11 protein-coding genes are annotated in these 13940 nt (G+C 61.0%); 5 read left to right on the forward strand and 6 right to left on the reverse strand.

The features are described from left to right. Nucleotides 1-75 precede the first annotated feature (75 nt). A complete protein-coding gene (locus tag ACTF4R_RS16435; RefSeq protein WP_440008932.1) occupies nucleotides 76-456 on the forward strand; it encodes a Rid family detoxifying hydrolase in 381 nt (126 codons plus the stop codon). Nucleotides 457-893: 437 nt separating this feature from the next. Here ACTF4R_RS16435 and ACTF4R_RS16440 read toward each other — a convergent pair whose 3' ends face one another. Together ACTF4R_RS16440 and ACTF4R_RS16445 are read right to left on the reverse strand one after the other, a co-directional pair. Beyond that, nucleotides 894-1865 carry a formyltetrahydrofolate deformylase gene (locus ACTF4R_RS16440; protein WP_440008933.1) on the reverse strand — a complete coding sequence of 324 codons (972 nt, stop codon included), beginning with the start codon at nucleotides 1863-1865 and terminating at the stop codon, nucleotides 894-896. 327 nt (nucleotides 1866-2192) lie between these two features. Continuing rightward, entirely contained in the window at nucleotides 2193-3392 is a 1200-nt protein-coding gene (locus tag ACTF4R_RS16445; RefSeq protein ID WP_440008934.1) for an alanyl-tRNA editing protein, read from the reverse strand. Nucleotides 3393-3646: 254 nt separating this feature from the next. On the opposite strand from ACTF4R_RS16445, the gene folP reads away from it, so the two are divergent. Next, the gene (gene folP / locus ACTF4R_RS16450; RefSeq protein WP_440008935.1) at nucleotides 3647-6055 is read left to right on the forward strand and encodes a dihydropteroate synthase; all 2409 of its coding nucleotides are present in this window, start codon (nucleotides 3647-3649) and stop codon (nucleotides 6053-6055) included. A gap of 78 nt (nucleotides 6056-6133) precedes the next feature. Here the strand turns inward: folP and ACTF4R_RS16455 are convergent, their stop codons facing one another. Further along, a complete protein-coding gene (locus ACTF4R_RS16455) occupies nucleotides 6134-8092 on the reverse strand; it encodes an archaea-specific SMC-related protein (protein ID WP_440008936.1) in 1959 nt (652 codons plus the stop codon). Nucleotides 8093-8434: 342 nt separating this feature from the next. Beyond that, the gene (gene rdfA / locus ACTF4R_RS16460; protein WP_440008937.1) at nucleotides 8435-9040 is read right to left on the reverse strand and encodes a rod-determining factor RdfA; all 606 of its coding nucleotides are present in this window, start codon (nucleotides 9038-9040) and stop codon (nucleotides 8435-8437) included. Between the two features lie 358 nt (nucleotides 9041-9398). Between rdfA and ACTF4R_RS16465 the strand changes: the two genes are divergently transcribed. From ACTF4R_RS16465 to ACTF4R_RS16475, 3 genes are all read left to right on the forward strand, one after another. Next, nucleotides 9399-10052 (forward strand): helix-turn-helix domain-containing protein, encoded by a 654-nt coding sequence (locus tag ACTF4R_RS16465; protein WP_440008938.1) that lies wholly within the window; start codon nucleotides 9399-9401, stop codon nucleotides 10050-10052. A gap of 284 nt (nucleotides 10053-10336) precedes the next feature. Continuing rightward, complete coding sequence (locus tag ACTF4R_RS16470) at nucleotides 10337-10630, forward strand: DdfA family disk-determining factor (protein WP_440008939.1); 294 nt, start codon at nucleotides 10337-10339, stop codon at nucleotides 10628-10630. 93 nt (nucleotides 10631-10723) lie between these two features. Beyond that, the gene (locus ACTF4R_RS16475; protein WP_440008940.1) at nucleotides 10724-11842 is read left to right on the forward strand and encodes a CobW family GTP-binding protein; all 1119 of its coding nucleotides are present in this window, start codon (nucleotides 10724-10726) and stop codon (nucleotides 11840-11842) included. 143 nt (nucleotides 11843-11985) lie between these two features. Here the strand turns inward: ACTF4R_RS16475 and ACTF4R_RS16480 are convergent, their stop codons facing one another. Beyond that, nucleotides 11986-12408 carry a GlcG/HbpS family heme-binding protein gene (locus ACTF4R_RS16480; protein WP_440008941.1) on the reverse strand — a complete coding sequence of 141 codons (423 nt, stop codon included), beginning with the start codon at nucleotides 12406-12408 and terminating at the stop codon, nucleotides 11986-11988. Nucleotides 12409-12531: 123 nt separating this feature from the next. Then, nucleotides 12532-13821: an L-lactate MFS transporter gene (locus ACTF4R_RS16485; RefSeq protein ID WP_440008942.1), complete on the reverse strand. Its 1290-nt coding sequence runs from the start codon at nucleotides 13819-13821 to the stop codon at nucleotides 12532-12534. Between the last annotated feature and the right edge of the window lie 119 nt (nucleotides 13822-13940).

Here is a 13940-nt window from a genome sequence, read left to right on the forward strand (position 1 = left end):
TAGCGATATCGATACGATGCAGAGTGAGTCGCATCGAAACCGAGATTTAAGACATCGGGACCGGTATCGGCTGGTGTGAAACGCATCGTCAACACCGACGACGCCCCTGCAGCAGTCGGAGCGTACAGTCAAGCGACGACGAACGGTGACCTGGTTTTCACTGCCGGCCAGCTCCCGCTGACGGCCGATGGGGAACTCCGTGACGACGCCTCCGTCGACGAACAGACCCGGCAGTCGCTCGAAAACGTCCGGGCGATACTCGAATCGGAGGGAGCGTCGATGAGCGACGTACTCAAGATGACCGTGTTCCTCGACGACATCGACGACTTCGAGGAGTTCAACGAGGCCTACAGCGAGTTCTTCGAGGAGGAGCCGCCCGCGAGAAGCGCGGTCGAGGTCGGTCGAGTGCCCAAAGGCGCGGCGGTCGAGATCGAGGCGGTGGCGGTGACCGAGTAACGTCGGAACTCGGCCTCCGCTGACTACCGGACTCCGTCGGCGGCGCTCGTTCAGACGGTCCTTCGAACGGCGGGAGCCTGACGTCCGGTTGGACATCGCGGCTATGTTTTCGGCGGCGGAACTCGTCCGCGTGCATAGTGAGTACCGAACGCGCTCCAACGACCATCCCCCTCTGGCAGATGCGCGGTCGACGGGTCGTCTCGGCGAGTCGACTCCGGCACCCAGTTGCTTCACACTGATATCATTGTTACGCGAATCGGCTCGCTTCTCCTGTCGACGATGCCCTCGCTCCGCGCAGTCACTCGTCCGTCACGGCAGAGAAACGTATCCGGCCGGAACCGTCTTCCTGTCGATACAGAAGAACGTGAATAGGCGACGATTCCGCTCCCGTCGCTTTGCAGCGGGAACTGACGGCGGGTCGGGGACAGTATCGCGATTCAGTCGTCTGCACTGACCGTCTCGTCCAGGTCGCCGACGACGAACTCGTCGACGTCGATCGGACGATCGGGAGTCTGTCGGTCGAGTTCCTCGGGAGCGCCGAGCTGGGCGTCGGTCTCCTCCGGGTTGTGGAGCGTGGTCTGGCCGCGGCGGACGGTGATTTCGTCGTCGATGTGGAGTTTGATCGCCTCGGTGAGGGCCTCGGCTTCGAGCGGCTGACCGCGTTTCTGGAGGTCCGTCTTCGTAGCGCCGTCGGGGACGTTGAACGCCCGCTGGGTGATGATGGGTCCCTGGTCGAGGTCCGTGGTCACGTAGTGGGCGGTGACGCCGGCGATGCGGACGCCCTCTTCGACGGCCTGACTGTACGCCGACGCACCGGGGAACGCCGGTAGAAGGCTCGGGTGGACGTTGATGATGCGACTCTCGTAGCGGAAGACGACTTCCGGAGAGAGGATACGTATGTAGCGGGCCAGTGCGATGAGATCGATATCGTGGTCGTCGAGCAGGTCGAGCAATCTCCCTTCGTCGGGAGTCCCGCTCTCGTCGCCGATGTCGTGGAAAGGCACGTCGTACTTCGCCGCGAGCGGCTGGAGGTCGTCGTGGTTGCCGATGACGACCTCGATGTCCGCCCCGAGGTCGCCATCGACCCAGGCCTCTAACAGGGCTTCGAGGCAGTGGCTCTCCTTCGTGACGAGCACGGCGATGGACTGAGTCTCGCGGTCGGCCGGGAACCGTACTCGTACGTTGACCCCGAGGTCGTCGCCGAGGTCGTCGAGGTCTTCTCGGAACGTTTCCCGGCTGGTGGCCATCTCCGACGTGTCGACGTGTACGGTCGTCCTGACGGTGCCCTCCTGCGCGGCCTGGTCGAGCCCCGTGATGTCGACGTCGCGTTCGAAAAGGAAGGCGGTCATCTCGACGACGATATCCGCGTCGTCGCCGACGACCGTTATCTCGGTCGTTCCGTCGGTCATACTATCGGCCTCCAGTCAGCGCCGTCGTTCGTCGGACACGTCTCCTGTCGCTGCGGTCCGAAAGCCGTTGTATGTGCACGTACTGGTTCATAGTCCGTCGAAACGGACGGTTCGCGCTCTGCGGGATTCATTACGGACGCCGCTTCCGTTCCCGCAGTAATCAACCTTGTTCCTCCTGAAATCAGCCGTATACGATGTGTTTTGCCATTCCAATTTAGGTAATATTGTTAACATTTTGGGTGAGATACGGTAGAGAGAGCAGCGGTTTCCGAACGAGGGTAACCGTCTCGGCCGTTCGAGCGCCGTCCGAGATGAGATCGATACCGACTACTCGCGGAGATACTCGACGACAGCCTGGGGCGTGTCGTCGAGACCTCCACCCTGAGCGAAGGTCGAACCGCCCCCTCCGCCACCCCCGAACTTCGACGTAACGTCGTCGACGACGTCGCTGGCGTCCGTGGAACCCGTCGTTCCGACGACGATGAACGAACTCCCGTCGACGCCGGTGAGAGCGACCACGTCCCCAGCGTCCCCCGCGAGGCGTCTGACGTGGTCGGCAACGTCGTTCGGGCCGACGCTCTCGACTTCGCCGACGACCCAGTCTTCGCCGTTCTTCGAGACGGAGTCCTCGACGAGGCTCTCGAGACGCCCTTCGAGCAGCCGTTCGTGCAGTCGGTCCACCTGTTCCTCGAGTGACGAGTTCTCTTGGACGAGACTGGTGGCGCGCTCGGGGAGATCATCGACGCTCGTGTCCAGGACGTCCGACGCCCGTTCTGCGTTTCGACGGGTGTCGATCTGCCTCTGTACGGCGGCGGGCCCGACGGTGTACTCGATTCGAAGAAGGTCGGCGCCGGGGTTCGAGACGTCCAGCACCGTTATCGGTCCGATCTCGCTGGTGTTTCTGACGTGCGTACCGCCACACGCTGCGATGTCCCAGTCGTCGATTTCGACGATTCGAACCGTGTCGGACCACTCGGTGTCGTCTGACAAGTTGAAGACCACGTCGTCTCGCTCGCGTGCGCGGTCGACGTCGACGTCTCGCCAGTCGACCGCACGCCCGTCCCAGACGACTTCGTTGACCATCCGCTCGACCGTGAGCGGGTCCACGTCGTTCGGGTCGCGATCGGTTTCGAAGTCCAAACGAGTCTTCTCCGGTCCGATGTCGAATCCGCCGTAGCCGTGGTCGTCGAACAGTTGTCGTCCCGCTCCGTACACCAGGTGGCTCGCCGTGTGCGCTCGCATGCAGTACGTCCTGAACTCGTCGTCGATGCGGGCCGTGACGGTGTCTCCGACTCCGAGCTCGGGTTCGGTACCGAGGACGTGGCGCGTCTCCCCCTCTTGCTTCTGGACGTCGGTGACTTCGGCACCGTTCAGTGTCCCGCGGTCGGCAGGTTGTCCGCCGCCTTCCGGATAGAAGTACGTTTGCTCGAGCGCGATTGCACGGCCGTCGATGGACTCGACCGTCGCTTCGAACTCCGTCACGTACGGTTCCACAGCTGATAGGTTGTTCTTCGCGTCGGTGCTCATGCCCGAGATTGTCGGAACACGCTGCAATAAACCGTGCGGTGTTACGGATTCAGGACTGTGTTTCCTCCAAGGACCCGTCGGGAGCACGCTTTCTCGCTCGACATTCACGCTTGCTTATACGATGTGGAGTGGGTGGCGAGAACGTTCGCGAACGAGAGTCCCAGCCACGCCGTAACGCGGCGATTACGGGAGATTGGGTTTCGAACCGACGAACGGACGGTACATTAATGGCGATATCGGCGTGGAAGTCTGGTATGGAATACCACGAGGCGGTCAACTATCTCGAGAGTCTGGACCGCTCTCGCCCGAAGCTGGGAACAGAAACGACCGCAAGGATGTTGTCCACGCTCGAAAATCCACACGAGGGTGTCGACTACGTCCAGATAGCGGGATCGAACGGGAAAGGTAGCACTGCCCGAATGCTCGAGTGCGTGCTCCGGAGCGCGGACCTCGACGTAGGACTGTACACGTCGCCGGACCTGAACGACTTTCGCGAACGAATCCGCATCAACGGTCGCAAGATACCGAAAGCACGCGTTTGCTCGTTCGTCGAGGAGATTGAGCCGTGCGTCTCACGTCTTCGTGCCAGCGGGGACGCTCCAACGTACTTCGAGGTGCTGACCGTACTCGCACTACGATATTTCGGGACTAAAGACGTCGACGTCGCGGTCCTCGAAGTCGGCATCGGAGGGCAGTACGACGCCACGAGCGTCGTGAACCCGGTCGCCAGTGCCGTTACGAGCGTGAGCCTGGAGCACACTGGAATCCTCGGCGAGAGCATCGAGGAGATAGCGTACGACAAGGCTCAGGTCACGCCAGCGGAGAGACCGCTCGTGACGGGAGCCGACGACCGGGCGCTCGATGCTATCCAGGCCGAAACAGAGGTCGTCACCGTCGGCGAGTGCGAGGCCGACGTACTCTCCTGGGAGGGCGACATGACGTCGCCAGTCGAAACGTCCGTCTCGATATCGGGTCCGGACTGGGACGTCACGACGAATCTCCCCCTGATCGGCCAGCATCAGGCGACGAACGCCGGAATTGCAGCGACGCTCGCCCGGCAAACAGCGGACGTCGAGGCCTCGACTATCGAACGCGGACTTCGGAGAGCACGTTGGCCCGGTCGATTCGAGGTCATGTCGACCGACCCGCTCGTGATACTCGACGGCGCTCACAACCCGGCCGCGTGCGCGACGCTCGCCGACCTCGTCGACCGGTACGAGTTCGACGATATCCACCTCGTATTCGGTGCGATGAAGGAGAAAGACCACGTCGAGATGGCTGCGGCACTTCCCGACCTGGACGTGCTTCACCTCTGCCGGCCGAACGTGGATCGGGCCGCATCGCCCGAGACGCTCGCAGGGGCGTTCGACGAACGAACGACGCACGCCGATTCGGACAGCGCCGTCCTCGACTCGGTCGAACGAGCGCTCGACTCCGCCAGCGACGACGACTGCGTCCTCATCACCGGCTCGCTATACGTCGTCGCCGAAGCGCGCGACCGGTGGACACAGCACCAGATTCCCAAACGGACGGACACGCCCGCCGCCGCGCGGTCGATGCTCTCAGACGTGCACGTCCCGGGCAACTTCGCCGAACGCGTCGCCAGGGACACCGTCTCCCGGACCTTCAAAACGCACCTACGAAAGGAACAGGCTGCACGCCTGAAGCAAACGATGCAATCGATCGGCGGTACGTGTCTCATCTCCGAGATAGACGCGACCAGCCGACACGTATCGGTCGTACTCTCCGGAACCGTCGCCCAGTACGAACGGCTGGTCGACACGATAGAAGACTGCGAGCCGGGGCTTTCGTACATCACGCACCAACTCCACGACGTCACCGACGACGGAGCCGACCGGTACCCCTGGGACGCCGATACGGCGATAATGGGCATCCTGAACGTCACCCCGGACAGTTTCTACGACGGCGGCAGGTACGACCGATCCGACGACGCCGTGCGGCGAGCCTGCGAAATGATCTCCACGGGCGCAGACATCGTCGACGTCGGCGGGGAGAGCACCCGGCCAGGAGCCGAGCCGGTCACCGTCGACGAGGAAATCGAACGCGTCGTCCCAGTCATCGAACGCATCGCCGACGCGGACGTCCCGATATCGGTCGACACCAGGAAGGCGGCCGTCGCAGACGCCGCCCTCGAAGCGGGCGCAGATATAATCAACGACGTGTCCGGCCTGGCGGATCCGGACATGCGGTTCGTCGCTGCCGACCACGACGCACCGGTCGTCGTGATGCACAGCGTCGACACGCCCGTCGATCCGGACCACTCGGTTACGTACGACGACGTCGTTGAGGACGTCGTCCACGAACTCGGTGAACGGGTGCTACTGGCCGAACGGGCTGGCCTCGACCGCGATCAGATAATCGTCGATCCCGGTCTCGGGTTCGGAAAGTCCACCGACGAGTGTTTCGAGCTGGTCGACAGGTTGGAGGAGCTACGCGCTCTCGGCTGCCCGATTATGGTCGGTCACTCCCGCAAGTCGATGTTCGAACGCATCGAACGCGACGCCAGCGACCGACTCCAACCGACGGTTGCCGTCACCACGATGGCGGCCGAACGGGGAGCGGACGTCGTCCGGGTCCACGACGTCGCCGCGAACGCCGCAGCAGTCCGTGCAGTTCGAGAAACGAACGAAGCGAACAGGTAGGTGACGCTGGCGGACGCGTAGCGGCGTTACGAGCAGGGGAACAAGTGGGCGAGTCGCAGTTCTGTCGCGGGTTCGCGGTTAGGTTTCGGCTGTGAACGACGATGACGTGCGAATGCAGGGGTACGTGTCGTCGAGTTCGCCGGCTTCTGCTGGCAGAACTGCTGCGACGACGTAGTCAGCGTGTTGCTCGAAATGCGTCAGGAGCCCACGGATGCGATCGGCGTCAAGCATCTCGACGGCGTCAACGACTACTATCGGAATCTCCGTCGCCACCTCGTGGGCGAGATATCCTGCGAGCGCGACGACGAGGCTGACGACTTCGCGTTCGCTTTTGCTCAGCGTGTCGATCGTATCTTCGTAGGCTGCCCCGTCGTCTGTCGACCGAACGACGTGCAGTTCGAAGTCGGTACGAGAGTGTGTCTTCCCATCCGCGCCGGTGAGGCGCTCGATCCACACGCGCTCGACGTTCTCGTACGCCAATCTGTCTATCACCTGCTGCATCGATTCGTTGAACGCCGTAACGAGGTCTCGTTCGATGGTTTCGATCCGGTCGCGCTGCTCTCGAAGCCGTGTGGTGACGGACTCGCGCTCGGCCTCGAGATCGTCACGCTCGGCGATGGCGGACTCGATCTCTTCGATCTCCGCTTCGACGTCCTCGAGTTCGTTCTCCAGCTGTCCGCGTTCGTATTCGAGGCTGCTCACTTCGCCGTGTAGTTCGAGTAGCTCCTCGTCCCCGTCATCGGCTTCCTCGGCCTTCGCCTGCAGGTTTTCGATGTCGTCTGTGAGCGACGACCGCTCACCTTCGAGTTCCTCAAGTCGCTCTTCCCGGCGTTCGATCTCTGCTTCGATGGAGCGTTTCCGTTCCGAGATCCGTTCGCGTTCCTCGCGCCGCTGCTCTATTCGGCGTTTCTGGTCCTTGAGAGCACTAATCCGGTCGGTGAGGGCTCCGCGCTGGTCGCGTTTTTCCTCCAAAATCTCCTGGACGACCCGGACCTGCTCGGTTATCTCCGACCGCTCGACGGTGTTCCCGCACGTCCAGCACGTGACCGTTCTGGACGAGGGGTCCAGTTCGCTGACGATGTCGTTGGACTTCATCTCTTCGGGGATGTCGTCCTCGTCGTCCAACAGCTGTGCGTTCATCTCTACGATCGGGCTGAGCGCGTTGATCGTAGTCGATAGCTGCTGTTTCTGGTGGTGAAGTTGCTCGATTTTGGTCTCGATTGCGTCGATGTCACGCGACCCTTCGGACGGCTGGAGTTCCGTCGTCTGCTCCGAAATCTCTTCAAGCTCGTCCCGGAGCGAAGACAGCGCCTCGGTCTGCGTCTGAATCCGATTTCGAACGGTCTCCCGCTCCCCGCGTTTCCGTCTGAGCTCGTCTAGCACCCCCTCCTCGTCGTCCGGCGAGGCGTCCGACTCCCTCTCCGCTATGGCCTTGCGTTTCACGTCGAGCGACTCCTCCACCGCTTCTATCTCTCGTCGCAAATCGTTGGCCCGTGTCCGAAGCGTGGGAAGCCGATCTTCCTTCCGACTTAACTCGTCGAGACGGCCGTCGATGTCGTCTTTTCGGGACTTCAGGCGGCTGATCTCTGCTTCGATTGCCTCCGTGTCGACCGGCTTCATCAGAAGCTCGTAGAGATCACCGTCGTTGACGACGGCCTGCCGAACTGGGTTCGTCTCGTCAAGTGCTACGAACAGTTCACAGAGCTCCCCCAGGTCGGAAAACCTGTTCGCGTCGCTGACGACTTGTCCGCCGTCTCGTGCAGTTAGTTCGACGTGGTATTCGGCGTCGGCGGTTTGGAGACGAACGAATCCCTCTCTGGCATCGCTCTTCAGTTGCGGATCCGGTCCTCCGAGGACGGCAGCGAGTGCGCGCAGAAAAGAGGACTTGTTCGACGCGTTTTTTCCCGACAGGAGCGAGACTCCCGGGGTAAACGATACCTCTGCCTCGGATATTCCACCGATATTGCGAATTTCGATAGTGAGGTCACCGAGGTCGCTCGGAGGCCGAGCAGTTGAATTAGCACGTTCGTCGGGCATAGTAGGAGCTGTATCGGTATGGGGCGGCGTTTTCCACTATTGGAAAGTTCATCCCTCGGCAATATTTAATCTTGCGTCCGACTCCCCGCTCGTAGATTTCCCAGAGATGCGTAGCAAACACCGCGAACACGAGACACACTGCACGTATCCCCTCTCGCCGTTTCCCTCGGGTTCCCACGCTTAGTTCCCTGGCAAGCGTGTCGAGATCCGTGAGCAACCTTCCTACCGGAGAGCTGGTGTTAGAGGTGCTCTACCGACTCGGCGATGTAGCGTCGCAGATGGGAGTGACATCCTCGCCCGCCCTCAAGGACGGGGTTTCCTGCTTACAGCAAGATGACGAACTCAATTGCGAGATGAGTCGCACCGACAACCGCCCCGGTCGACTAGCCGGGAGAAGGGGTACTCTTCCCCGCACTCGGTGCAGGCCACCCGGAGACTCAACGTCACGTCCACGTCACCGATCGTCAGGGCGCCGGCAGAACGGAGTCGGTCGATGGTTCGCTCGGTGATGAGCTCCGTCCGGGACATTAGTTTAAAAACGGTGTTTTTCGCGTCTGTAGGCGTCAACTGCGAGTCATTGGATGTATCGACATTTAGACACTCTCGGAGGTGAGTTCGGACGGTCTGATAGCTGACGAAGTCTTCGATAACCGTCTCCGGGTCCACTCCTGCTCGTCTAAGCCGGTCTCTCACCTCTATCTCCGTGCCCGAACTCACGGTGTCCGCGGTGAGAAGGCGAAACGTGTGCTCAGCGTCGCCGTCTACGACCTCGACGTCGCCATCGCGCATTGCGGCCTCGAGAACCCGCTGGTTGAAGTACTCTTCGAGGTCTCGAAGGCTCGCCCCAGAGTCCTCGCGTCGCTCCCGGAGCTGTTCGTCGATGCTATCGAGGGTTCGCTTCTCAGAGACGCGATCGATCTTGCACGCCCGATCACCATCGCCGGTCATTGGTCATCCGTAGGACTCGAAGCGGGACGTTTTTTCCGATGTGCCGGTGGGACGGTCGCGTGCCCGTCGGGAATCGCCTCGAGGTCGAACCCCGCGGCACCAACCTCGCAAGTTCCGTAACGCAGTCTCCTAAGGGACGGCCACTCCGGACGAGCGAGCGTTGCTGCACTGAAGCGGTTCTGACGAGAACGATTTACATCTCGTGTAGGTCGAACGCCCCGGTGGCACAGTTACTTATACCTCCCCGTAGAACTATTGCGATCATAGAGACCGGTTGAATGAGGCCCTGGACGACGATATCAGACCGACAGAACACGCGATAAGAAGGTAAGAGAAGTAGAGACCTACTAGGAGGAAGATGACGATAACAGCCAAAGCGTACATAGAACACGAGAACCTCGCTCTTGTCCCCACGCTGCGCGAGATCGAAGATATAACTATCAGAGTAGTCCACCAAGCGACGACAGATCCAGAGTCGGATACGTTCCCGTTCGTGATCGAATGCGACGATAACGAAGCGCTCGAGAACGCGCTCGACTCGGACCACACGGTGACTGATTACGAACTCATAGACAACAATTCCGGCATCCACATATACTATATTGGACACGCTGACGATACGCTGTTACTGAGTCCCGCTCTGACCAGTGTCAATGGTTTCATGCTGGATGCAAAGACCAAAGACAGGGGATGGCTCGTCCAGATACAGTTGCCGAGCCGGGAAGAACTCCACTCCGTCTGGGAGTTTGCGGAAGAAAGGGGAATTGACTGTAGCTTGATAGAGATACACGAAAAAAGAAGTGAAGGAACCGACATCTCGTTCGGATTGACTGACGAACAACAGGAAGCGCTCGAGGTAGCGTACAAGAGCGGTTACTTCAGCGAACCGCGCGAGAAGTCCCTCAGCGATATTGCCGAAGAGATCGACGTCTCCTCTACGGCAATGGGCGGTCGTTTGCGGCGAGGGATGCGGAACTTGGTTTCGGCCACGCTGATCGACGACGAGGAGTAACGCGTTTCCCGTTACTCGCGTTCGGCGGGAGAATGGGTTCTGAGGACCTGTTTGAAGCGAAGATTCTCCGGGGCCGGGAGAAATACCCGGCGACCATTCCTGAAGAGGCTGGCAATTACTCGCAAATTACCAGCCGAAGTCTCGGCTATCCGCGACCGGCTCACCGATATCGAGAGTCGAAACTCGAAGACATCGCCTCGGTTGATTCTAGTTACGCCTGCGTACTTAAACACCGGTCATATTCCACATTAATGGTCATGCAGCTAAACCTCGATTAACGGTATATGAGTAGTAGTACCACGGGTGCCACCGCCAAACAGTCGACCCATCACCTTCACCACGAGTGGAACGACGAAGGATGGATGAGCGACCAAATTGTCGAAGCAGTCGCGGCGTACGAAAACGAGGACCAGGACGAACTTCCGCCCCTGAGCGACAGTGTCAACCCGGCTGCATTAGATACATTGTTCGAGGCGACTGACGACGACGCCACGATGGCAGGGTGCGTAACGTTCTCCTACTACGGCTACACGGTGCTCGTCCAGAGTAGCGGACAGGTATTACTCAAGAGAAAGTAATCGAGGGAGTACCACTCGCTTCGAACGTGTATCCGAAGAGCCGATTCCGAACTGGGAATATCTAACTGAGCTGCTTGATAGACGTTCCTTCCTATGTCACAGAACGAGAAGACGACCGAGTCAGTATCGCCCTCGCAGCCAACTCCGATCACCGTCGTGAGCGGCCCTCTCGGAGCCGGAAAGACGACACTCGTCAATCGATTGCTCCGAAACCCCGGGGGACGGCGGATCGCCGTCATCGTCAACGATATGGGCGAGGTGAACGTCGACGCATCGCTCATCGAACGGAGGACCGACGAAGGAGTGATCGACCTCTCGAACGGCTGTATCTGCTGTCAGCTACAAGACGACCTCGTCGAGGAATCGACCCGATTGGCCCGCGAACGAGAGTTCGACCATCTCGTGGTCGAACCGTCCGGAATCTCGGAACCCCTTCCGGTAGCCCGAGCCCTGACCCAGGAGAGCGCCAGTTCATCGGACCAGTACGATTTGGACACGATGGTCTCGGTCGTCGACGCCTACGGATTCTGGAAAGCGTTCGACCCCGACGAAGGGCTCCCAGATGCCGCACCAGCTCCCGAACGACCCCTGACTGACGTCATGATCGACCAGATCGAGTTCTGTGACGTCCTCCTGCTCAACAAGTGCGACATGGTGCCCGACGACGACGTAGAAACGATCGAGACCGTGCTCCGGGAACTCCAACCCAGAGCGACCATCCACCGGACGACCTACGCCGAGGTCGATTCCGAAGTCGTCCTCGATACGGACCGGTTCGATTTCGAGGACACCAAGCGTGCGCCGGGCTGGAAGCGCGCGCTCGCGGACGGGAGCGAAGGCGACGACCACGACCACGATGGTGCTTCGGCAGCCGAAGTTCACGGTGTCGAGTCGACGGTCTACGAGCGCGACCGGCCGTTCCATCCCGGACGGTTCGACGCTTGGCTTGACGACTGGGACGGAGACCTGATCCGCGCCAAGGGATTCACGTGGGTGGCGAGCCGCCCCGACGAAGTCCTCGGGGTCAACCAAGCTGGTCCGTCGGTCCAGGCCGGCCCCATCGGCGAATGGGGGGCCGACGAACCGGCGACTCGTCTCGTGCTCATCGGTCGGTCCCTCGACCCGGACCGGCTGGCGGCCGAGTTGGACGACTGTCTGGTAGCGGACGAAGAGCGCCAGAAGACGTGGCATGACGACCCTTTCCCACGGTAGAGGAGTTCGTCGACGTGGGTCGGCCCGCTGTACAGGTGCTTGGGACGTCCGCTTCTCCACTAACGCGAACGGAGTAAGGCGAATAAGCAGCGTCGCTCCTGCCGTTCTCTCACGGTCCGAAAGAAGCGAACGGGGTCGGCTAGCTATCGGGCAGCGGTTTCCTCGAACGCCTCGACGCCGGCCTGGGCGACCTCCATGTCCTGATCGACCTGCCCTCCGCTGACGCCGATTGCGCCGACGACTTCGCCGTCCCTCGTCAGCGGATATCCGCCGCCGAAGACCACGATGCGGTCGTCGTCAGTGGTCTGCAGTCCGTACAGCGACTCGCCTGGTTGCGACGGCCCTGCCAGTTCGTCGGTCGCCATCTCCAGGGCCGCCGAGGTGTAGGCCTTGTTCCGGGAGATGTTGACCGATGCGAGCCAGGCGTCGTCCATGCGGTGCTGGGCGATGAGGTTCCCCTCCGAGTTGGCAACCGTTATCACCATCGGGTTCTCTATCTCCTGTGCTTTCCGTTCAGCCGCGTCGATAACATCCTTCGCAGTCTCGAGCGAAATCGTCTGGACCATCCATCTTTCAGCAAGACCACGACGAGGGAAAACGTCCGGCCAAATATATACAAGGCATTTATGGTCGACGAGTGACCGGTGTTCGTCGAGAGACGATGCCACCGAGTGTTCGGCACTCCGACTTCAGTCGGACGTGGTCGGCGACGTATGTTTGCTCCCCTGGGACTGTTTGACGCTGTTGATCCGACGGCGCAAGAGTACCGTACAGAGCAGTCCGACGAGGAGTGCGACGCTGACGATGTAGAACGACGTCTCGTAGCTTCCGGTCGCCTCGACGATTCGTGCGACCAGCATCGGGCCGGCGACGCCAGCGAGTCCCCACGCGGTCAGCGTGTAGCCGTGAATCGCGCCGAGCTCTTTCGTTCCGAACAGGTCTCCGAGGTACGCCGGCAGGCAGGCGAAGCCGCCCCCGTAACAGGTGATGATGAGGAACAGGAGGGACGCGAACAGCAAAACGTTGGTTATGCGGGGCATGAGGAGGAACGCGGCGATCTGGATGGCGAAGAACACGCCGTAGGTGGCCGTTCGCCCGAGGTAGTCCGAGGCGCTGGCCCAGGCGATGCGACCGCCGCCGTTGAACACGCCGATGACGCCGACAATGGAGGCGGCGGTGGCCGCGTTAGCGCCGGTGATAGCCTGAGTCATCGGTGACGCCACCGACAGCAGCATGATGCCGGCCGAGATGTTGATGAACAACATCAGCCACACCAGATAGTACCGCGGCGTCTTGAGCGCCTCCCTGGCGGTGAGCTGTTCGAGGTCGGTGCTGACGGTCACGCCCTTGGTGGCGTCGTCGATTTCGCTCTCGTCCATCCCCTCGGGTACCCAGCCTTCCGGAGGCTTCTTCAGATAGCTCGCGCCAGCGACCATCAGGAGCGTGTACCCGACGCCCAGGGCGAAAAACGCCGTCGAGATGCCGGCGTACTGCATGATCGTGTTCGCGACGGGGCCGGTTATCAGCGCGCCGGCGCCGAAGCCCATCACGGCGAGTCCGGTGGCCATTCCTCGCCGGTCGGGGAACCACTCGACGAGGGTCGAGATGGGAGCGATGTATCCGAGACCGATTCCGATGCCGCTGAGGACGCCGTACGTGCCGATGAACATGGGATAGCTGCCCACCTCGACGGCCACGCCGGCACCGAGGGTACCGAGACCGAACAGCGCGGCCGCCGCGAGTCCGGACAACCGCGGTCCGTGCTTCTCGACGTACCGTCCGAGGAATGCGGCAGAAATGGCGAGGAAGACTATCGCGACGGTGAACGCCATCGTCACGTCCGATATTTCCCACCCCAACGAGTCACGCAGCGGGTTCTGGTACACGCTGTACGCGTACACCGATCCGATCGACAGGTGGATTAGTACCGCCGACAGTGCTATCAGCCATCGATTTTTCTCTGACTGGGTGTTCGTCACAATCTGTCAAATGGAAACTGCCGAGTTAAAAATTTTGACCAGTGGTAGAGAATTTTAACTGGACTTAGGCGCTAAGTCCCCTTCCTCAAGGAGCAACGCAGGGAGCGAAGCAACCGAGT

Origin of the sequence: Halomicrococcus pelagicus, from assembly GCF_051917725.1 — an archaeon.
GTDB lineage: Archaea > Halobacteriota > Halobacteria > Halobacteriales > Haladaptataceae > Halomicrococcus.

Excerpts from the sequence above, each read along its gene's own strand:
- ACTF4R_RS16455 (WP_440008936.1), bottom strand. The coding sequence starts at position 8,092 with ATGCCCGACGAACGTGCTAATTCAACTGCTCGGCCTCCGAGCGACCTC.
- ACTF4R_RS16480 (WP_440008941.1), bottom strand. The coding sequence starts at position 12,408 with ATGGTCCAGACGATTTCGCTCGAGACTGCGAAGGATGTTATCGACGCG.
- ACTF4R_RS16465 (WP_440008938.1), top strand. The coding sequence starts at position 9,399 with ATGACGATAACAGCCAAAGCGTACATAGAACACGAGAACCTCGCTCTT.
- ACTF4R_RS16440 (WP_440008933.1), bottom strand. The coding sequence starts at position 1,865 with ATGACCGACGGAACGACCGAGATAACGGTCGTCGGCGACGACGCGGAT.
- ACTF4R_RS16475 (WP_440008940.1), top strand. The coding sequence starts at position 10,724 with ATGTCACAGAACGAGAAGACGACCGAGTCAGTATCGCCCTCGCAGCCA.
- ACTF4R_RS16470 (WP_440008939.1), top strand. The coding sequence starts at position 10,337 with ATGAGTAGTAGTACCACGGGTGCCACCGCCAAACAGTCGACCCATCAC.
- rdfA (WP_440008937.1), bottom strand. The coding sequence starts at position 9,040 with ATGACCGGCGATGGTGATCGGGCGTGCAAGATCGATCGCGTCTCTGAG.
- folP (WP_440008935.1), top strand. The coding sequence starts at position 3,647 with ATGGAATACCACGAGGCGGTCAACTATCTCGAGAGTCTGGACCGCTCT.
- ACTF4R_RS16445 (WP_440008934.1), bottom strand. The coding sequence starts at position 3,392 with ATGAGCACCGACGCGAAGAACAACCTATCAGCTGTGGAACCGTACGTG.